A 20,000-nucleotide genomic window follows, 5' to 3' on the forward strand; every position below is an offset into this window, starting at 1 on the left:
CGAGGGAGCGGGGGCATGAAGGGAGAGTTGACCGGTGGGTGCCTGTGCGGCGCCGTGCGTTACACTTTGAAGGAGGGGTTTCGTTTCCTGCCCTACGCGTGCCATTGCACCGACTGTCAGTCGCGCACAGGCAGCGCGTTTAGCGAGCATATGTTGTTTGCGCGGCCGGACCTTAGCATCGAAGGCGAGCTCGACGAGGGGGTGTTCACGCAGCCCAGCGGAGCGGCTTCGTCGATTTGGGGATGCAGCGTGTGCAAGGCGCGCATCTTTGCCGAGAACAGTACGCGGCCGGGCTTTGCGTCGCTGCGATGCGGGACGCTGGATTTGAGCGCCGACATCATTCCCGTCGCGCATTTGTGGGTGCGTAGCAAGCAAAGTTGGATCATCATTCCAGAGGGCGTCAAAAGCATGGACGAGCAACCGAGAACGGCAGAGGAATGGGCAGAGCTTGTCGGGGGCAGCTGACTAACAGCCAGCCTCGTTTCCAATCGTCACCCTGAACTTGGCTCAGGGCCATGGCCTGCCGTTTCCGTCTGGCGCAGCGCTGGATGAGAGGCCGGGCTATGGATGCTGAAACAAGTTCAGCATGACGAGAACTGGATGTCCGCTTTCCACCAAGGCAGATGTGCGGGGTCCTAAATCTTCTCGCCCGGAAAAAACCGCGCGATGACATCGCTTGCGAGGCGCGCCGGGCGCAGCGTCTGGGCGTCGATGCAGCACCAGCTCGATTTGACCTCGGCCAGCACGTCCTCGCCGCGCTTGATGATCGTTTCGTAAAAGGCGCGCGCGCCCTGGACCTTTTCGAGGATGACGGTCGCGATGACCTGGTCGTCGAGGAAGGCGGGGCGGCGGTAAGTGATCTCGTGCTTCAGCGCGACCCACAGATGCTGCGCCACCGCTTCGGGCGGCGCGATGTGGCGCCAGTGCGACAGCACCGCTTCCTGAACCCAGCTGAGATAATGGGCGTTGTTGACGTGGCCCATGAAATCGATCTGGTCGGAACCGACGGCGATGGCGTGGTCGTGCGGGAGCGAGGCGGCGGTCATATCGCTGACACTAATGTCAATATTTTGTGACGGAAAGATGAATAATCATCCCCGCCCGCGATAAGGGGCAACGCCCTGATCGGGCAGCCACAGGCCCGAGGGCGGCGGTCCCGACTGCCAGAAGACGTCGATCGGGATGCCGCCGCGCGGATACCAATAGCCGCCGATGCGCAGCCAGCGCGGCTGCATTTCGTCGAAGAGGCGGCGCCCGATGCCCACCGTGCAATCCTCGTGGAAGCCGGCATGGTTGCGGAACGAGCCGAGGAACAGCTTCAGGCTTTTCGATTCGACGATCGTTTCGCCGGGGGCATAGTCGATGACGAGATGCGCGAAATCGGGCTGGCCGGTGACCGGACAGAGCGAAGTGAATTCGGGCGCGGCGAATCGGACCAGATAAAGCTCGCCCGCGCGCGGGTTCGGCACATAGTCGAGAATCGCCGCTTCGGGTGCGGCAGGAAGGTCGCTCGACTGGCCAAGATGTTTCGGCGCGAGCGGCGCGGGGGTAGAATCGGTCATCGAAACCATCTAGGGACGCGCGCGGCCGCTGTCATCCCGTGGATGGCCCGGTTCAGCGCCGATTCAGTGGCGCCGCTAGCATATCAGCAGTTTGGGATCGCGGACATTTCAATGACGGTGCGGAAATTTCGGCAGGGACGGTGGCAGGCGGCTTTGCCGCTGGCGGCTGCGATGATCGCGGTCGGTGCAGCGGCGCCGATCGCCGCGCAGCAGACCGAATCGCCCGCGCCGACCCCGGCGCCATCGTCGATCTTTCGCCTGCCGCCCGCCAATGACGGCCGGACCCCCGGGGTGCAGGGTCCGTCGGACAACGGCCTGCCGCCGGTTGGCCCCAACGACAATCGCGCCCCGTCGCCAGCCCCGACGCCCGCACCCGCGCCGACGCAGACCGCGCCCGCGACCCCGCCGCGCGTGACCCCGACCCAACCGACCACGACGACAGGGGCATCGCCCGCCCCGGCTCCGGCCCGGCGCGACCCGGCACCCGCACCCGCACAGACGGCGCAGGTGCCGCCCGCGACTGCGGATGCGGTGCCCGATTCGCCGAGGCAGGGCGCCGCCGACCTGCCGCCGCTGCAAACGACGGTCCCCGAGGTTGCGGCACCGCCACTCGCGGCCGCGCCCGAAGCCGACGATACCGCAGCCGTCGCGGCGCCCGATGGAGGGTCGTCGGACACGCCGCTGTGGGCCTGGGCGCTCGCGGTGCTCGCCGCGCTGGGCGCCGGGCTTTGGTACTGGCGCCGCCGTCCGGCGCTGGCGGGCCGGGTTGACGATGCCGTCGCCGACGCGCCGCGTCCGGTCCCCCCGCGGCCCGCGCCGCGCGCCGCGACGCCGCCCGCGCCGACGCCGACGCCGGAGCGCGTTCCCGCGCCGCCGACGCCACGCCCCGCGTCGCCGCTGGTCAATCGCGCCGCGGGCGAACGCCGCGCGGTGGTCGGCATGGCGCTCGATATTCGCGGCATCCGCTTTGCCCCCGATCATGTCGTGGTCGCTTTCTCGCTCCACCTGATCAACCAGGGCATCATGCCCGCGACCGGCCTGATGGTCCGCATCGCGCTCAACCAGGGCTCGGCGATGCCCGAGCCGGTGCTGAGCCGTTTCTTTGACGGGGCGGGGGGCAGCGTGCTGCGCGATGATATGACGCTCGATGCCGGGGCGGGCGAGGAATTGTCGACCGAAGTCATGCTGCCGCGCGCCGCGATCGAACCGCTGATGATCGGCGGCAAACCGATGCTGGTGCCGGTGATCGCGTTCGACGTCACCTATCATTGGGATGGCGAGGGTGAGGCTTTCGGCCAGAATGCCGGGAGTTTCGTGCTGGGCCGCGAACAGGGGACGGGGGCGAGCGACAAGCTGGCGCCGTTGCCGCTCGACCGCCCATCCTATCAGGTCGATGCGCCGGGTGCGCGTGCGACCGCGATCAAGCGCGCCCAATAGAATCGCGCGACGCGGTGGCGAACCGCGAATTATTGTTGCAGCGCAGCATGGGCTGAGGCACAGCGCCACCGTGCTTGAAAAAGAGCACGGCGGGGCATAGGCTTGGCCTCCCCGGAAAGAACGGCGCAGGATGACCGGCGAAGGGACGGGTAAAGTTCCGATCGGTCGCAACAGGAGCATGACATGGACGCCTTGGTCTCAACCGACTGGCTGGAACGCGAACTGGGGGCGTCGGACCTGCGGGTCGTCGACGCGACGAAATTCATGGACGACGCGGGCCGCGATGCGCGCGGCGAATATGAGGCGGGGCATATCCCGGGCGCGGTATTCATGGACCTGGCCGAGCTGACCGACGCGTCGAACGCCGTCGACAATATGGCGCCGCCCGCCGAAAAATTCGCCAGCCGCATGCAATCGCTGGGACTGGGTGATGGCAGCCGCATCGTACTGTACGACGATAGCCCGCTGAAAAGCGCGGCGCGCGCGTGGTGGCTGCTCAAACTGTTCGGCGCGCATGATGTTGCGCTGCTCGACGGCGGGCTTGCCAAATGGAAGGCTGAGGGCCGCGCGCTGGAAATGGGCAAGCAGACGCTGCGCCACCGTCATTTCACCGTGTGGCGCGATGCCAAGGCGGTGCGAACCAAGGATCAGATGCTGGCGAATGTCGACAGCGGCGCCGAACAGGTCGTCGATGCGCGCCCCGCGGCGCGGTTCACCGGCGAAGAGCGCGATCCGCGTCCGGGCGTGGCGCCGGGGCATATCCCGGGCTCGCGCAGCTTGCCGCACAGCGCGCTGTTCAACGCCGACGGCACGTGGAAGCGTGGCGATGATTTGCAGGCGGCGTTCGACGCCGCGGGAATCGACCTCGACAAGCCGCTCGTTGCGACCTGCGGCAGCGGCATGACCGCAACCGTTGTGGCATTCGGCGCGCACCTGCTCGGCAAGGACGATGTCGCGGTGTATGACGGCAGCTGGACCGAATGGGGCGCCGACCCGGCGACACCGAAGGCAACCGGCGCCGCTTGAGTCGGGCGGCGTGACGCGGGGGGCGGCTCAGTCCCCCGCGCGTAGCGCCATTTTCACTCACACAAAGACACAAAGAGGGCGATTCATTCGCGCACGGTTTGCGAATGAACCGCCCTCTTTGTGTCCCTTCGACTGCCTTGCAGGCGCTCAGGACAGGCTTTGTGTGAGATAATGAATGGCCCGCTGCGCGGGCGTGTTTCCCAGCCACTGGATTTTGCTCGGTGCTCCGCTAACAAGGCGCGATGAGCAAAAGCGACGACGAGAGCCTCCGCCCCGCCACCCGGTTGGTGCAGGGCGGGCGGCGGCCCGAGTGGACGGGGGATCCGCGGCTGGGCGGCGGCGTGGTCAATCCGCCGGTGTGGCGCGCCTCGACGATCCTTTACGACAATATCGCCGACCTCGACGCGCGCGGACATGCGACGCACGACAAGCTGTATTACGGTCGCCGCGGCACCCCGACGGTGTGGGCGCTCGCCGATGCGCTGACCGATATGGAGCCGGGAGCGGCGGGGACGTTGCTCTATCCCTCGGGCGTTGCGGCCAATTCGGTGGGGTTGCTCGCACTGCTCGCGCCCGGCGACCATCTGCTGATGGTCGACAGCGCTTATGAGCCGACGCGCGCCTTTTGTGACGGGCTGCTCGCGCGCTACGGGGTGACGACGACCTATTATGACCCGCTGGTCGGTGCGGGCATCGCCGATCTGTTCCGGCCGGAAACGAAACTGATCTTTCTCGAATCGCCCGGCAGCCTGACCTTTGAGGTGCAGGATATTCCCGCGATTACGGCGGTCGCGCGCGAGCGCGGGGTGCTGACAATGCTCGACAACACCTGGGCGACGCCGTTGCTGTTCCCCGCATTGGCGCACGGGGTCGATGTGACGATGATGAGCCTGACCAAATATGTCGGCGGCCACAGCGACGCGATGATGGGATCGCTGACCGCGACGAAAGCGGTATGGCCGCGGCTGCGCAGCGCGGCGTATCAGCTGGGGCAGGCGGTCTCGCCCGACGATTGCGCGCTGATGCTGCGCGGGCTGCGCACACTCGACGTGCGGATGGCCCGCCACGGTGCGAACGGGCTGGCGGTCGCGAACTGGCTCGCCGCGCGGCCAGAAGTCGGCCGCGTCCTCCACCCGGCGCTGGCCAGCGATCCCGGTCATGCAATCTGGTCGCGCGACTTTGGCGGAACGAGCGGGCTGTTCGGCTTCACCCTGAAGGATGCCGACACGGCGGCGCGGGCGCGCTTTATCGATGCGCTGGCGCTGTTCGGCATCGGGTTCAGCTGGGGCGGTTATGAAAGCCTGGTCGTGCCGGGCAACCCGATTCGCACCGCGACTGAATGGACCGACCCCGACCCGCTGGTGCGGCTGTCGATCGGGCTCGAAGACCCCACCGACCTGATCGCCGACCTGACCCGCGGATTCGCCGCGCTATGAGCGCCGCGGCCAATCTGCGCGAGGGCTTCGACGGGATGGTGATCGCGATGAAGGCGATCGGGCTCGACGTCGGCGCGTACCGCCTGTCGCTCTACAGCCTGTTTTCGACCGTCGTTGTCGCCATCCTGCTGTATCTCGCGGTCAAGATCGTGCTGCGCGCGACCAAATGGCTGCTCCGCCGCAACACCCACATCGACCAGACGCAGCGGCTTCTTACCGAAAAGCTGATCGCGATTGCGCTGTTCGTCTTTGCGATGCTGTTCGGCATCGACCTGCTCGGCATCGATCTGACCGCGCTGGCGGTGTTTTCGGGCGCTGCGGGCCTCGCGATCGGGTTCGGGTTGCAGAAAACCGTCGGTAACCTGATCGCCGGGATCATCCTGTTGATGGACCGGTCGATCAAGCCCGGCGACGTGCTGGTCGTCGGCGATGGCAGCAGCATGGGCGGATCGACGTTGCCGGGCGGGATGCCCAATGTCGGGCGCGTCGCCAAGATCGGGGTGCGCGCGGTCAATGTCGTGACCCGCGACGGGAAAAAGCACCTGATCCCGAACGAGCTGCTGATGACGCAGGCGGTCGAAAACTGGAGCTACGCCAGCCCCGAGGTGCGGGTGCGGATGCGGATTCCGGTGCCGTATGACGCCGACCTGCGGCTGGCGCAGCGCCTGATCGTCGAGACGGCGAAGGCGAACCCACGCATCCTGGACGAACCCGAACCGGCGGTGTGGATCACCGCATTCGGTGAACGCGCCGTCGAGCATGAACTGCGCATCTGGATTTCCGATCCCGAAGCGGGGCTGGGCAATATCCAGGGCGAGGTGTTCCTGGGGATCTGGGACCGGTTCCAGGAAGCGGGGATTCGGATACCCTATCCGCGGACCGATGTGCGGATGTTGGCGGACGACGACGAACAATCGTCGCCCCCGCGCAGGCGGGGGCCGCCAGCAGCCTAGCGTAACGCCGAGAGCGACCCCCGCCTTCGCGGGGGCGACGGTTATATCTAAAACCCGACCTTCTTCGCGCGCTCGACGCATTCGACGATGATGCGCTTCGCTTCGTCGACATCGCCCCAACCGTTGAGCTTCGCCCATTTGCCGGGTTCGAGATCTTTGTAATGGGTGAAGAAATGCTCGATCTGTTGCAGCACGATCGGCGGCATGTCGGTGTAGCTCGCGACATCGGCATAATAGGGGAAGGTCTTGTTGACCGGAACGCACAGCAGTTTCTCGTCGCCGCCGGCATCGTCTTCCATCAGCAGCACGCCAATCGGGCGGCACTTGACGACGGCGCCGGCGACGATCGGCGAGCGCGCGACGACGAGCGCGTCGAGCGGATCGCCATCCTCGCCCAGCGTGTGCGGGACGAAGCCGTAATTGGCAGGATAGCGCATCGGGGTGTGGAGGAAGCGATCGACGAACAGCGCGCCCGACGCCTTGTCGAACTCGTACTTCACAGGCTCGCCCCCAATCGGCACCTCGATCAGGACGTTCAGGCTGTCGGGCGGGCTGTCGCCGGCGGGGATCAGGTCGATGCGCATGGGAGAGTGGAGTCCTTTTGGTTTTGATTCGCCGGGCGCCTTAGACCCTGAGGGCGAGGGAGGGAAGGTGAGAGCTTGGTTCCCCTCCCGCTTGCGGGAGGGGTTAGGGGTGGGCGCGAGCGTAGCGAGCAAGCGATGCTGCGCCTGCCCACCCCGCTGCGACTAGCCAGCAAGCTGGCAAGTCTCGCTGCCCCTCCCGCGGGCGGGAGGGGAGTTAGAGCTGCCGCCTCGGCGCCAGCAGTCGGTCGAACCAGTCCGGCCCGCTGCCAACCTTTTCGAGGTGCGGCCAGCGGAGCCCGCCATGATAGGCAAGATCGATCTGGCGATAGCGCCCGCCGCGTTCGACGAGCAGCCGCACCGGCGTCTTGCCGTCGGTGGCGGCGCGGATCGCGGCCTCCAGCCGGTCTTTGCTGTAGCTCGTGCCATCCACGGCGACGATTTTGGTGCCATTGACGATGTCGGCCTTGAACGCGGGACTGTCCCACAGGATCGCGCCCGCAATGCCGTCCTTGTCGATCGTCATCCCCAGCGAATGGGTGAGGTCGTAATTCTTCGCCTGCGCCATGCGGTCGCGGTCGTACACATTGGGCGCGTCGCGCCACGCCAGCCGGTATCCGGCGCGCTCGATCCCGGCGACGGGGGCGACCTGTCCGGGCATCTGCAACCGCTGGCGCAGGAAACCCGCCCAGTCATGGGGATGCACCGCGTTCAGCGCCGCGACGACATCGTCAAAATCATAGGCGTGCTGTCCCCAATCACCCTCGCGCCCGCCGAAAAAGGCGCGCGCGAAATCGTCGAGGCTTTTGGCGTCGTTGGTGGCCTGGCGGATCAGCAGGTCAGCCTCGAGCCAGGTCAGCGATCCCTCATTGTAATAATCCTCGCCGCGTGCCCAGCTGGCGAAAGGCTTGGGCTTGCGCGCCGCGATGACTGGGTCGAGCGTCGTATCCTCGACCGCGCGCCATTCGCGCCCCGGCTGGACGCTGTAAAAGCCCGCGTGCGTCGCCCATTCGGCGAGCACCATATCCTTTGACTGCATCCCCGATCGGCCGGCGAGGACGAGGTCCCAATAGCTCGTCTGACCTTCGTACACCCACAGCAGATTGCCCTGCATCGGGGTACGGAAATCGGGGGTCCATAATTTATCGGGACGGCGATATTTGCCGTTCCAGCTGTGGACGAGTTCGTGCGGCAGCAGGCCGCGGATATGGTCATTCTCGTCCCATTGGGTGAAATAGTCGGGGCTGCGGCTGTTTTCGCTGCTGCGGTGATGTTCCAGCCCGATCCCGCCGAGTTCGTCGGTCAGCGCGAGCAGGAATTCATAACGGTCGAACGGGCGCGACCCGAACAGCGCGACGGTTTCGGACACCAGCGCCGCGTGACGCGCGATATGGTCGGGGCGGGCGTCGAGATATTTCGCCTCATCGGCGACGACGTTCAGCGTGACATTCTGCCCCAGGTCCCATTTGCGGAAATGGCGCCCGGCGAACATCGGGCTGTCGACCAGCACTTCATAATTGGTCGGGGCAAAGCTGTAGCGGTTGCCACTGATTTTCAGACCGTCGAGCGCCGCGGCGCCGGTCCACCCGTCGGGCAAGGTCACCTCCAGCTGCACCGGAATCTGTCGCGTGAAATAGCCGGCCGGGTAGAGGCTGACCTGTTCCCATTGCAGGTTCATCATCGCCGGGGTGACGACGACGCGGCCCTCGCTGCTGCGCGTCGGCGACAGGAAATCGAACGTAACGTCGATGCTCTTGACCCCGGCGGGCACATCGACGTCGAACGCATAGACATCGGTCGGCTGGCGTGTCCAACTCAGCGGCTTGCCGCCCGCGCTCGGTTTGAACCCCGCCATTTCGGCGATCGCGCCGCGCGGCGCATGCTTGCCGGGCAGCCATTCGGGATAGAGCAGGGTCAGCTTGCCGGGCTTGGCGACCGGGATCGTCTGGCGCACGCGAAAGATGCCGCGCGCGACGTCTGTCGCATCGACCTTGAGCTGCATCGTGCCGGGATAGGGTTTGTCGGCGGGCAGCGGGACGACATGCGGCTGGACGACCGGTTGCGGGCGGCTGTTGCCGGTTTGCGCGAAGGCGGCAGGGATGGCGGCGATCAGGGCGGTTGCGACGAGCAGTTGTTTTTTCATGGACGGGTTGTGGCGGGAAATGGGCGTGAGGTCCAGACGTGGACAGTCTTCTCCCGGCGGGAGAGGGGACTTTGCGCCTCCGCGAAAATCGATTAGACGCCGCGCCCATGAGCAAGGACAAATCCGCCAAGATCCCGACCCCGCAGCCGGTGCGCGGCACGCAGGACATGCTGGGCGATTTCGCCGACCGTTTCGCGCATGTGGTCGAGACGTTCGAACGGGTGCGGCGGCTGTATGGCTACAAGCGGATCGAGGTGCCGGTGATCGAACCGACCGCGGTATTCGCGCGCTCGCTGGGCGAGACAACCGACGTGGTGTCTAAAGAAATGTATTCGTTCGAGGATCGCGGCGGCGAGTCGATCACGCTGCGCCCCGAATTCACCGCGGGGATCGCGCGGGCCTATATCACCAACGGATGGCAGCAATATGCACCGCTGAAGGTCGCGACCCATGGCCCGCTATTTCGTTACGAGCGCCCGCAGAAGGGGCGTTATCGCCAGTTTCACCAGCTGGATGCCGAAGTGCTGGGCAGCGATAGTCCGCTCTCCGATGCCGAGCTGCTGGTGTTCGCGGATCAGCTGCTCAAGGAATTGGGGATCAGTGAGGGCGTGACCTTGACACTCAACACGCTGGGCGATGCGGCGAGCCGCGATGCGTGGCGCGCGGCGCTGGTCGAGCATTTCGAAAGCCATCGCGGCGCGCTGTCGGAGGACAGTCTAGCGCGGCTCGACAAGAACCCGCTGCGCATTTTGGACAGCAAGGATCCGAAGGACCGGCCCATTGCCGACAGCGCACCCGACATCGACGCGTTTCTGACGAGCGAAGCGCAGGATTTCTTTGGCGCGGTGACCGCGGGACTGGATGCGGCGGGCGTCGCGTGGGAACGCAATGCGCGGCTGGTGCGCGGGCTCGATTATTATCGCCACACCGCGTTCGAATTCGTCACCGACCGGCTGGGCGCGCAGGGCACGGTGCTGGGCGGCGGGCGTTACGACGGGTTGATCGAGGCGCTCGGCGGCCCGCCGACCGCGGCGGTTGGTTGGGCGGCGGGGATCGAGCGGTTGGCGATGTTGCTCGAAGAATACTCTAGCGATGAAGTGATTGCCGTTATCGCGGACAATCCGAGCCGCCTTGAGGAAGCGCGTAGAATTGAACAGCATCTTCGTTCGGCTGGCCAACCGGTGCTTTCGGTCTTCAAGGGAAACAGCAAGAAGCAGGCTGAAAAGGCCAAGGCGCAAGGCGTCGGTGCACTCCTTTACGTTCGCGAGGATGAGAGGCCCAATCGCCGTCTCCACCTCACGGAAGTGACGCGAAAGGGTGATGAAGGGACGAGCCGATTGCTGGAGATACTGGGGAAGCTGCCGTCAGAATATTCGGAACTGGAAGGTGACGACGACAAGAAGTAGCCCCCACCTCGTCACCCCGGACTTGATCCGGGGTCCAGACGATGCCGGCGGTTATGGATCCCGGATCAAGTCCGGGATGACGAAGAATTGAAACGATTGAGAAGATGACCTCCGTATCCGAACGCCAGATCGACGCCATCATCGAACGCCATGCCGCGCTGCAGGCGCGGATGGCGACGGGCGATATGGCGCCCACGGACTTCGTCGCGGCGTCGAAGGAGTTTGCCGAGCTCGAACCCGTCGCCACCGCGGCGCGCGAGGTTGTGCGGTTGCGCGGCGAACTTACCTCGCTGAACGAGATGCTCACCGATCCCGAGATGAAGGCGATGGCCGCCGAGGAAATCGCAGCGGTCGAGGCGGCGCTCCCCGCCGCCGAACATGATCTCGCGATCAAATTGCTCCCCAAGGATGTCGCCGACGCGCGCGCCGCGATGCTCGAAATTCGCGCCGGGACCGGCGGCGACGAGGCGGCTTTGTTCGCGGGCGACTTGCTCCGCATGTACAGCCGCTACGCCGACGCACAGGGCTGGAAGGTCGAGATCATCTCGGCGAACGAAGCCGAGGTCGGCGGCTACAAGGAAGTCGTCGCGTCGGTGAGCGGGCAGGGCGTTTTCGCCAAGCTCAAGTTCGAGAGCGGCGTGCACCGCGTCCAGCGCGTGCCGGTGACCGAGAGCGGCGGGCGCATCCACACCAGCGCCGCGACCGTCGCGGTGCTGCCCGAGGCCGAGGAGGTCGATGTCGCGATCAACGACAATGACCTCAAGATCGACATCTATCGCGCGTCGGGCGCGGGCGGGCAGCACGTCAACACGACCGATTCGGCGATCCGCATCACCCATATCCCGTCGGGGCTGGTTGTCATCCAGCAGGACCAGCGCAGCCAGCACAAGAATCGCGCCAAGGCGATGCAGGTGCTGCGCGCGCGGCTCTATGATCTGGAGCGCGCGAAGATCCACGATGCCGAGGCGTCGGCGCGCAAGTCGATGGTCGGGTCGGGCGACCGCTCCGAACGCATCCGCACTTATAATTTCCCGCAAGGGCGGGTGACCGATCACCGGATCAACCTGACGCTCCACCGCCTGCCCGAAATCATCGAGGGGGCGATGGACGAGCTGATCGACGCGCTGATCGCCGAGGATCAGGCGCAGCGGCTGGCGGGGCTGGGTGACTGAACGCCCGACTTTTGCGGGGGTGGCCGAGTCGCTCCGCACCGCCACCAACCTGCTGACGGGGATCAGCGATACGCCGCGGCTCGATGCCGAACTGCTGATGGCGCATGCGCTGGGGGTCGAGCGGCAGGATGTGTTGCTCGATCCGGCGCGGTACGACGTGCCCGAGCTTTACGCGCATCTGGTCGCGCGGCGCATGGCGCACGAGCCGATCGCCTATATCGTCGGCTATCGTGATTTCTGGACGTTGCGGATCGAGGTGGGACCGGGAGTGCTGATCCCGCGCCCCGACAGCGAGACTTTGGTCGAAGCGTGTCTAGAGCTGGCGCGCGGACGCGGGGCGGGATGGCCGTCGCGGGTGCTCGACCTCGGGACGGGGCCGGGGACCTTGCTGCTGGCCGCCCTGAGCGAATTTCCCGAAGCGACCGGCGTCGGGATCGATGCGTCCGAACAGGCGCTGGCCTATGCGCGCGACAATGCCGGGGAATTGGGAATGGCGGATCGTGCTTCCTTCCGCGCGGGCGACTGGGGCGCCGGTATCGACGGGCCGTTCGACCTGATCCTGTGCAACCCGCCCTATATTGGCGATGCTGAGCCGCTGATGCGCGATGTCGCCGATCATGAGCCGGCGGGGGCGCTGTTTGCCGGTGCCGACGGGCTTGCCGATTACCGCCGGATCATCCCTGATCTGCCGCGACTGCTCGCCCCCGGCGGCGCGGCGGTGCTTGAAATCGGGCATCGACAACGTGCGTCGGTATGGGAGCTTGCCGAAGCCGCAGGGTTTGCCGCCGCGTGCCGTCAGGATCTGGGCGGCCGCGACCGCGCGCTTTTGCTGACCCGCAGCTGACACACACAAGCAAATATTGCTTGGTTTTCGCCGCAAAGCGGGGTAGGGGCCAGTCACAGACCCGGCTGGGACACCTTTGGCGATGCCAAGCATCGATACTGGTCCGGCGGATCTGCTTCCCACTTACGATGTTCGTACCGGGCCCGGGTCCAGACGAGCGGTAAAGGGCAAGAACCGCGCAAGGCGCGCGGGCACGACGCGCAAGATGCGCGGTCGGCCAAAAGGGGTTGGCATAGCTTATTAGCTTTTCGACAGGATGTCTCAGTTGAACATGAACAACCGGCAAAGCGGTCGCCGTCGCGGCCGCAACAACAACAGCAACAATAATAACAACCGGTCGCAATCGGGCGGCCGCGGTGGGGTTGATCAGGCGAACCGTATCGACAGCCGCGCGCGCGGCAACGGCGCCCAGATGATCGAGAAATACCGCAACCTGGCGCGCGACGCGCAGCTGGCCGGGGATCGCGTGCAGACCGAATATTATCTTCAGTTCGCCGACCATTATTTCCGCGTTGTGAGCGATTTTCGCGCGCGTCAGGAAGAAAAGGCGGCGGCGAACGGCCAGGAACGCGGACAGGACCGCCAGCGGGAGATTCGCGGCGTCGAAGATTTCGACGGCCATGACGACAGCGATCTGGATATGGACGCCGACCGCGACGACGGCGGCGACAGCGATCGCGGCGAGCGCAATGACCGCAACGATCGCGGAGATCGCAACGATCGCGGAGATCGCAACGATCGCGGGGACCGCCTCGAACGCAGCCAGCGCGAAGCGCGCGGCAATCGCGACACGCGCGGCGACCGCGACGATGATCATCGCGGCAACCGCCAGTCGCAGGACCGCCCGCGCCGCGATCGCGACGAGGGGCGCAGCGATGCGCGGAACAGCGATGGCGATGACGCGAGCGGTTACGACGGCGAAACCGTCGCCGAGGAAGCCCCGGCGCCGCGCGCGAGTCGCCGCAGCCCGCGCCGTCCGCGCGCGGTCGAGGCGGGCGGCAATGACGATAGCGGCAATGCCGGTATCGACACGGCCGTGCTGCCCCCCGCCATCGGCCGCCCCGAACGCGGCGCCGAAGTGGACGCCGCGACCGGCGACGAGGAAGCGCCCGCCGCCAAGCCGCGCCGCACCCGCCGCACGCTGGCGGCGCGCAATCCCGGCGTCGAAGCGGCCGAATAGAAGTACATCTTCGCGCTGGTCATCGACCGCGACATGCCATAGCCTCCCCGCCGAACCATCTGCGGGGAGGCTTTTTTATGCGCGCTTTGGCAAGGACTTGCGGGGCGATCGTCGTCGCATTGGCGTGGGCAGGCCAACCGGCGACGGCGCAGGACCCCACGGCGGGCAATGCGCAGGGCCAGCTGTCGGTCACCATCTATAATGGCGGTCAGGCGCTGGTGCAGGACATCCGCCAGATCGCCTTCCCGACCGGGCGCTCGCGCCAGGAATTTCCCGACGTCTCGGCGCAGATCCGGCCGCAGACGGTGTCCTTTGCTGCCGACGGCACCGCGATCGTCGAGCAGAATTTCGACTATGACCTGCTGTCGCCCAATGCCTTGATGCAAAAGGCGGTCGGCGAGACGGTGACGCTGCTGCGCACCAACGTCGCGACCGGCGCCGAAACGCGCGAGCGCGCCAAGGTGCTGGCGGTCAATGGCGGGGTGGTGCTGCAGATCGGGCCGCGGATCGAGGTGTTGCGCGACGATGGCATGCCGGTGCGCGTCATCTTCGACAAGATTCCGACGAACCTGCGCGCCAAGCCGACGCTGTCGATCACCGTCGACAGCCAGCGCGCCGGTACGCGTCCCGCCACGCTGTCCTATCTGACCGGTGGGCTCGGCTGGTCGGCCGACTATGTCTCGCTCTATGACGAAAAGGCGGGGACGGTCGATGTCCAGGGGTGGGTGACGCTGAATAACAGCACCGGCACGACCTTTGACGAGGCGCGCACGCTGCTGGTGGCGGGAACGCCGTCGGGGCAGGCGGCGAACAGCCGCTATCGTCCGACGCCGCCGGGCAATCTCCGCCGGGCCGGGACCGAGACGGCGCCGCGCGAACAGCTTGGCGACTATTATCTCTATCCGCTCGCCGAGCGCACGACGATCGCCAACGCCCAGACCAAACAGGTGAGCTTCCTCGACGTCAGCGGGGTGCCGGCGCAGAAAATCTATGAATATAGCGTCGCGGGCTTTGACACGATGACCGAGCCGCGCAGCGCCGCGAGCGTCATCAAGTTCAACACCAGCGCGAAGGGCGGCGGGCTGGGCGATGCGCTTCCGGCGGGGACGGTGCGCTTTTATCAGCGCGACCTGCGCGGCGATCCCCAGTTTATCGGCGAGAACAGCATCGGCCACACCCCGATGGGCAGCGAGCTGGGGCTGGCGACCGGCGAGGCATTCGATGTGAAGGTGCAGTCGACGGTGGTGAAACGCGAGCGGATGTCGCCGCGCATCTGGCGCACCTCGATGTCCTACCTGCTCACCAACGCGCGCGCGCAGCCGGTGACGATCGACCTCGTCCAGCGCGGGCTCGACTGGTATTGGGACGACACGCGCATCATCACCGAAAGCCAGAAGAGCGAACGGCTCGACAGCGACGGGACGAAATGGCGGGTCGCGATGCCCGCCAATGGCGAGGTGACGATCACCGCGACCTTCGAAACGCGTTACTGACAGCCGAGCGATGCGCCGCTGGCTGCTCTTGCTGCTGATGCTCGCCGCATCGCCCGCCGCGGCGCAGTCGGTGGTGACGTCGGTCGCGCCCGATGCGGTGGCGGTCAGCGTCTTTCGCGATCCCGGGCGCAGCGAAGGCGGCGAAATCGAGCCGGGCTGGCTGAACGGCTTTGCGCTGATCTCTGAAACGCGGACGATCGATTTGCCCGCGGGCGAATCGGTGATCCGGTTCGAGGGCGTCGCTGAAGGCATGATCGCGGTTTCGGCGATCGTCACCGGCCTGCCCGGCGGCGTGGTGCAAAAGAATCGCGACGCCGCGCTGCTTTCGCCCGCCAGCCTGCTCGATGGATCGCTCGGCAATCGGGTGCATATCCGCCGCACCGATCGGGCCACCGGGCGGGTCAGCGAGGAGGAAGCGATCATCCGGTCGGGACCGCAAGGCGCGGTGGTGCTGCAAACTGCGGCGGGGTTCGAATCGCTGCGCTGCACCGGGCTGCCCAAATCGATCGTCTATGACGGGTTACCGGCGGGGCTGACCGCCAAGCCGACGCTGTCGGTGACGACGCGCAGTCCGGCGGCGCAGCGGGCGGCGGTGACGCTGACCTATCTGGCGACGGGGTTCGATTGGGCGAGCAATTATGTCGCGCGGGTTGCGGCGGATGGCCGGACGCTCGACCTGTTCGCGTGGCTCACCGTCGCGAATAGCAATGCCGAAAGCTTTGCCGACGCGCGGCTGGCGGCGATCGCCGGGACGCTGAACAAGGTTTCCGATTTCAAGGCGCTGGCCGATGTACCGCAGGCGCCGCCGCTGCGGCTCAGCTGCTTTCCGCTCGGGACGGGCCGTTATGGCACGCCGCCGCCGCCCCCCGCGCCGCCGCCAATGATGATGTCTGCCGCCGACGCATCGGAGATCGTCGTGACCGGATCGCGCATCGCCCGCTACGAGTTTATGTCAGCGCCCATTGCAGTGATGGCCAGTCAGGAAGATCTGGGCGATCTGAAACTGTACCGGGTTCCGGTCCCGGTCACGGTAGCGGCCAACGGGCAGAAACAGGTCGCGCTGCTGATCAAGGATCGCGTGCCGTTCAAGACCATCTATCGCCTGCGCAGCTCGCCGGACGACCGGTTCGAGTCGATGGAGACCGAGCGCGTCTTGCGGATGGAGAATAAGGAAGTAGCGCGACTGGGCGTGCCGCTGCCCAGCGGCCAGGTTGCGGTATTCGCGCCACGCGGCAACGAATCGCTGCTCGTCGGCGAAGGGTTGGTGCGCGATCATGCGGTCGGCGAGAAGGTCGACCTGGTCATCGGCGAAAGCAGCCAGGTGCGCGTCGATATTGCCCGGGGGGTCGCACCAAAGATGGCCGACAACGACTACCGCGTCACCGTGACCAACGCCAATCCGTTCGCGGTCGATTTTGAGCTGGGCTTTTACGTCGATCCCGATCCGAAGCTCGACAAGCGACTGCGCAAGCTCCCGCGTCGCGATGGCCTGCTGACCTGGGCGATTCGGGTTCCGGCCAACGACAGCCGCAGTTTCGACTATCGGTTTGTCGAGCCCGAATAGCGTTGCGACGCCAGACCGGCGGCAAGGCGCGCGGTCGGTGATTCTCGTCAAGCGCGACGAAGGTGAACAGTCCGCCGGTGACCTTCACCTCTTCCTGTCCGCGCCCGCGCGTCGCGATGACTTCGATGCGAATCCCCATCGACGTGCGCCCGCGCCGTTCGAGATGGGCATAGACCGAGATGATGTCGCGCAAGAGGATCGGGGCGATGAATTCCATCGCCTCGATCGCGACCGTCGCGGTCGGGCCTTGGGCGATCCGCGCGGCGACGATGCCGCCTGCAATGTCCATCTGGCTTAACACCCAGCCGCCAAAGATGTGGCCATTGCTGTTGATGTCGGCGGGAGCGGGGACCACGCGCAGGATCGGGTCGCGCGCTGCGTTGGAGGCGCTGCTTTCGGTCATGGCTTCAAATCCGGATCATTTTCGAACGGATCTTCGATCGCCTCGTCATGCCCGCTGCCGCTCGACAGAAAGACCAGCCCCATCAGCGCGGCGCCGAGCATGACCGACAGGCCGACACCGGCCGCGGTCGCGATGATCATGTGGATGCTCAGCGCCTCGCCCATGCTGAAGCGCAGCCAGACGAGGGCGCCGACGACCGCAATCAGCGACACCAGCACCATGCCGCGCATCAAGCGGCGATAGCGCGCCCAGGCGATTTTCGCGGTGGCGTCCTTGTCGAGCGGAGAGGGTTTGACCATCGCGCCTCCATGAACCAAGCGGGGGCCAAGGCCAAGCGCGAATGGAATGCGACCAGATGTTTCGGCTTTGTCGCGAATCATGATAGACTTTGCGGCTATAGAATCGACATGGGGAGCGGCATGGCATGACGATCGGAGCGATTCTCCGCGGGCGCACGGGCCCGGTAATCGCGGCGCGCAAGGAAGATACGGTCCGCGCCGTGCTCGATCTGCTCGCCCAGCATCGCATCGGCGCGGTGCCGGTGATGGAAGGCGAGGCGATCGTCGGCATTTTTTCCGAACGCGACCTGGTCCGGCTGATGTCGTCCTATGGCCCCGAGGCGCTGGATCGCCAGCTCGACGACGTGATGACGAAGTCGCCCGTGACCTGCGAACCGTCGACCGCGGTGATGGGCGCGCTGTCGCAGATGACGCAGCGGCGAATCCGCCATTTGCCGGTGGTCGAAGGCGGGAAACTCGTCGGCTTTGTTTCGATCGGCGATCTGGTCAAATATCGCATCGACCGCATCGAAGCCGAAGCGGCGGCGATGCGCGACTATATCGCTTCCTGAGTCGCGGCCTCCGCGGCGGGCGGCTGGCGGCGCACGACAAGCCGCACCACTTCGGCAATCGCGTCGCGTTCGAGCAGCCACAACAGACCGGCATAGAGCGCGACGCCCAAGGCGACGAGCGCCACCAGCCGTAGCGGCGCGGCAATCCCGAGCGGCGCCATCAGCTGCGCTGCCAGCCCGACACCGACCGCCATCGCCAGCGCCGGGGTCAATCCCGGCAACATCGCGCGGCCGACCTCCCACACCGACACCCCGATCAGCGGCGCCGTGCGGTACGCCGTGATCAGCAACAGCAGCGGCGCGGCGACCAGCCACGCCCACGCCATGCCGATCAGGCCCCATTGTGCGCCGATCAGAAAGGCGGTCGGAAACAGGATGGCGCCGCTCAGCGCGTTGAACATCGCCAGCGACGGCTTGCCGAGCGCGTTGGCGAGCGGCGCGAACAAAATCTGTACCGTCATCAGCATCAGCGCCGGCGCGATAATCTGGACATAGGGCACCATCCCCAGCCATTTCGTGCCGAACACCGTTTCGACCATCGGCGCCGCGGTGACCGCGAGGCCGCAATAGAAAGGCGCGGCGACGAGCGTCAGCAGGCGCACGGTTTTCAGGAAGCTCCACCGCACCGCATCGCCGTCGTGCTTGATCCGCGCATAGGCGGGAAAGGCGACCTCGTTCAGCGGCGGCACAAATTTGGCCATGAAGATCTGCGCGAGGAACAGCGCCTCGGCATAGAGGCCCAGCGCGTGCGGATCGAAGCGGCTGCCCGCGATCAGGATGTCGGACTGGCTTTGCACCAGCCAGAACAGCTGGCTGAACAGGATCGCCGAGCCAAAGCCGATGATCTGGCCGCAGCCCTTGAAGTTGAAGCTCGGCCAGACGAGCAGCCGCGCGACGAGGGTCAGCCCGATCGCGCGCGTCCAGAACAGGGCGATCGGGGCATAGACGAGCGTCCACACGCCATAGCCCGCGAGCGCGCAGGCGAGCGCGGTGCTGGCGCCGGCCAGCGCCGCGACCAGATTGACCAATGCCTGCCGCCGAAAATCCAGCGCGCGGCTCATGATCACTTCGGGCAGTGCGATAAAGGGGGTGGCGAGAAAGATCAGCGCCTGGACGCGCAGCAGGTCGGCGACGATCGGCTGGCCATAATAGGCCGCGGCCACGGGGGCGCCAAAATATTGGATCGCCGCGAGCATCCCGTTGAGCAGCAGCAGCAGCCCGAAGGCCTGTCGCAGCCGGAATGGATCGACCGAATCGGACTGAACCAGGGCGCTGGCGAATCCCCACCCGTTCAGGAAGGCGAGGAAGGCGAGCACGACCTGCGTCATCGCGAACAGCCCATAGTCGGCCGGGTCGAGCAGGCGAATCACCAGCAGCGTCGACGACCAGGTGATGATCTGCGCCAATATCTGGCTGCCCGACCGCCAGATGACGGCCGAGCGGACGCGATCGCCGAATTTCGCCGTATCGACCTTGCCATCCTGACCGTTGAAATCGCTCAAACGCGCTGCACCTGTCCCTGCGCCGTGCCGCGCACCGGGCGGCGGCGGCTTGACCCCTGATGTCGCCGCTGGCGCCAGGCCAGCATCGGCGGCGCGAGCCACGGAAAGACATTCCATAGTGCGAAGGCGAAGGACCACAATGGGTTGTTCAGATATTGGCGCCCGGCGCGCAATCGCGCGAGGCCGGGCCGGACGTCGCCGGCAATGACCGCCGCCAGCGCTTCCTCGACCTCCAGCCGGTCGAGGTCGGCGGCGCGCACGGCGGCGGCGACGGTGGCTTCATGGCTCCCCGGCATGGCGGCGATGACCTTGTCATACACCCGGATGTTGCCGCGGATGTTCCGCAGCAGGCTGACCGACGCCGATCGCGGGCGGACCCGATAGTCGGCGAGCACCGAATCGACATAGCGAACATGGCCGCCGTCCATCAGCAGCCGCACCCACAGGT

Annotated in this window: 19 protein-coding genes and 1 pseudogene (1 of these 20 cut by a window edge); 12 read left to right on the top strand and 8 right to left on the bottom strand. The window is 66.2% G+C overall.

Features of this window, described 5'->3' with window-relative positions:
• The first annotated feature begins 15 nt into the window (after window positions 1-15).
• Window positions 16-465, top strand: a complete 450-nt coding sequence (locus tag SPYCW_RS00500; protein ID WP_120215135.1) for a GFA family protein — start codon at window positions 16-18, stop codon at window positions 463-465.
• Window positions 466-635: 170 nt separating this feature from the next.
• Here SPYCW_RS00500 and SPYCW_RS00505 read toward each other — a convergent pair whose 3' ends face one another.
• Entirely contained in the window at window positions 636-1,046 is a 411-nt protein-coding gene (locus SPYCW_RS00505) for an acyl-CoA thioesterase (protein ID WP_120215136.1), read from the bottom strand.
• A 45-nt stretch (window positions 1,047-1,091) separates the two neighbouring features.
• The gene (queF, locus tag SPYCW_RS00510) at window positions 1,092-1,562 is read right to left on the bottom strand and encodes a preQ(1) synthase (RefSeq protein WP_120215138.1); all 471 of its coding nucleotides are present in this window, start codon (window positions 1,560-1,562) and stop codon (window positions 1,092-1,094) included.
• A gap of 111 nt (window positions 1,563-1,673) precedes the next feature.
• Here queF and SPYCW_RS00515 point away from each other — a divergent pair, with 111 nt between their 5' ends.
• From SPYCW_RS00515 to SPYCW_RS00530, 4 genes are all read left to right on the top strand, one after another.
• On the top strand, window positions 1,674-2,999 hold the full coding sequence (locus tag SPYCW_RS00515; protein ID WP_120218016.1) for a hypothetical protein: 1,326 nt from the start codon (window positions 1,674-1,676) through the stop codon (window positions 2,997-2,999).
• 183 nt (window positions 3,000-3,182) lie between these two features.
• Window positions 3,183-4,025, top strand: a complete 843-nt coding sequence (gene sseA / locus SPYCW_RS00520; protein WP_120215140.1) for a 3-mercaptopyruvate sulfurtransferase — start codon at window positions 3,183-3,185, stop codon at window positions 4,023-4,025.
• Window positions 4,026-4,267: 242 nt separating this feature from the next.
• Window positions 4,268-5,461: a cystathionine beta-lyase gene (gene metC / locus SPYCW_RS00525; protein ID WP_120215141.1), complete on the top strand. Its 1,194-nt coding sequence runs from the start codon at window positions 4,268-4,270 to the stop codon at window positions 5,459-5,461.
• Window positions 5,458-6,414, top strand: coding sequence for a mechanosensitive ion channel family protein (locus SPYCW_RS00530; protein WP_232014773.1), 957 nt, complete (start codon window positions 5,458-5,460; stop codon window positions 6,412-6,414). The genes metC and SPYCW_RS00530 overlap by 4 nt, the downstream gene beginning before the upstream one ends.
• Before the next feature lie 47 nt (window positions 6,415-6,461).
• Here the strand turns inward: SPYCW_RS00530 and ppa are convergent, their stop codons facing one another.
• Together ppa and SPYCW_RS00540 are read right to left on the bottom strand one after the other, a co-directional pair.
• Window positions 6,462-6,998, bottom strand: a complete 537-nt coding sequence (gene ppa / locus SPYCW_RS00535; protein ID WP_077031702.1) for an inorganic diphosphatase — start codon at window positions 6,996-6,998, stop codon at window positions 6,462-6,464.
• Between the two features lie 214 nt (window positions 6,999-7,212).
• Window positions 7,213-9,138 (bottom strand): M61 family metallopeptidase, encoded by a 1,926-nt coding sequence (locus tag SPYCW_RS00540; protein WP_120215143.1) that lies wholly within the window; start codon window positions 9,136-9,138, stop codon window positions 7,213-7,215.
• A gap of 107 nt (window positions 9,139-9,245) precedes the next feature.
• Between SPYCW_RS00540 and hisS the strand changes: the two genes are divergently transcribed.
• The 6 genes from hisS to SPYCW_RS00570 all read left to right on the top strand — a co-directional run bounded on the left by hisS (window position 9,246) and on the right by SPYCW_RS00570 (window position 16,797).
• A complete protein-coding gene (gene hisS / locus SPYCW_RS00545; RefSeq protein ID WP_120215145.1) occupies window positions 9,246-10,544 on the top strand; it encodes a histidine--tRNA ligase in 1,299 nt (432 codons plus the stop codon).
• 104 nt (window positions 10,545-10,648) lie between these two features.
• The gene (gene prfA / locus SPYCW_RS00550) at window positions 10,649-11,716 is read left to right on the top strand and encodes a peptide chain release factor 1 (protein ID WP_120215146.1); all 1,068 of its coding nucleotides are present in this window, start codon (window positions 10,649-10,651) and stop codon (window positions 11,714-11,716) included.
• Window positions 11,709-12,560 carry a peptide chain release factor N(5)-glutamine methyltransferase gene (prmC, locus tag SPYCW_RS00555; protein WP_232014774.1) on the top strand — a complete coding sequence of 284 codons (852 nt, stop codon included), beginning with the start codon at window positions 11,709-11,711 and terminating at the stop codon, window positions 12,558-12,560. Before prfA ends, prmC begins: the two co-directional genes overlap by 8 nt.
• 271 nt (window positions 12,561-12,831) lie before the next feature.
• Window positions 12,832-13,740 (top strand): DUF4167 domain-containing protein, encoded by a 909-nt coding sequence (locus SPYCW_RS00560; RefSeq protein ID WP_331852394.1) that lies wholly within the window; start codon window positions 12,832-12,834, stop codon window positions 13,738-13,740.
• 77 nt (window positions 13,741-13,817) lie between these two features.
• A complete protein-coding gene (locus tag SPYCW_RS00565; protein ID WP_120215148.1) occupies window positions 13,818-15,233 on the top strand; it encodes a DUF4139 domain-containing protein in 1,416 nt (471 codons plus the stop codon).
• 10 nt (window positions 15,234-15,243) lie between these two features.
• Window positions 15,244-16,797, top strand: coding sequence for a DUF4139 domain-containing protein (locus SPYCW_RS00570; RefSeq protein ID WP_120215150.1), 1,554 nt, complete (start codon window positions 15,244-15,246; stop codon window positions 16,795-16,797).
• A 19-nt stretch (window positions 16,798-16,816) separates the two neighbouring features.
• Here the strand turns inward: SPYCW_RS00570 and SPYCW_RS00575 are convergent.
• Together SPYCW_RS00575 and SPYCW_RS00580 are read right to left on the bottom strand one after the other, a co-directional pair.
• Window positions 16,817-17,200: pseudogene (locus tag SPYCW_RS00575) on the bottom strand (acyl-CoA thioesterase); the annotation flags it as partial.
• On the bottom strand, window positions 17,197-17,499 hold the full coding sequence (locus tag SPYCW_RS00580; RefSeq protein ID WP_120218019.1) for a hypothetical protein: 303 nt from the start codon (window positions 17,497-17,499) through the stop codon (window positions 17,197-17,199). The gene SPYCW_RS00580 and the pseudogene SPYCW_RS00575, both read right to left, overlap by 4 nt.
• Before the next feature lie 125 nt (window positions 17,500-17,624).
• On the opposite strand from SPYCW_RS00580, the gene SPYCW_RS00585 reads away from it, so the two are divergent.
• A complete protein-coding gene (locus tag SPYCW_RS00585; protein WP_120215151.1) occupies window positions 17,625-18,050 on the top strand; it encodes a CBS domain-containing protein in 426 nt (141 codons plus the stop codon).
• On the opposite strand, the gene SPYCW_RS00590 is transcribed toward SPYCW_RS00585, so the two are convergent.
• Window positions 18,035-19,552 carry a lipopolysaccharide biosynthesis protein gene (locus SPYCW_RS00590; RefSeq protein WP_232014775.1) on the bottom strand — a complete coding sequence of 506 codons (1,518 nt, stop codon included), beginning with the start codon at window positions 19,550-19,552 and terminating at the stop codon, window positions 18,035-18,037. The genes SPYCW_RS00585 and SPYCW_RS00590 overlap by 16 nt on opposite strands.
• Window positions 19,549-20,000, bottom strand: partial view of a glycosyltransferase family 2 protein gene (locus tag SPYCW_RS19185; RefSeq protein ID WP_232014776.1) — the 3' end only. Its footprint extends 565 nt past the window's final position; 452 of the gene's 1,017 nt are visible here — the last part of the coding sequence; the start codon falls outside the window, past its right edge — the gene reads right to left on this strand; its stop codon occupies window positions 19,549-19,551. The genes SPYCW_RS00590 and SPYCW_RS19185 overlap by 4 nt, the downstream gene beginning before the upstream one ends.

Origin of the sequence: Sphingopyxis sp. EG6, from assembly GCF_003609815.1 — a bacterium.
In the GTDB taxonomy this organism is placed as follows: Bacteria; Pseudomonadota; Alphaproteobacteria; order Sphingomonadales; family Sphingomonadaceae; genus Sphingopyxis.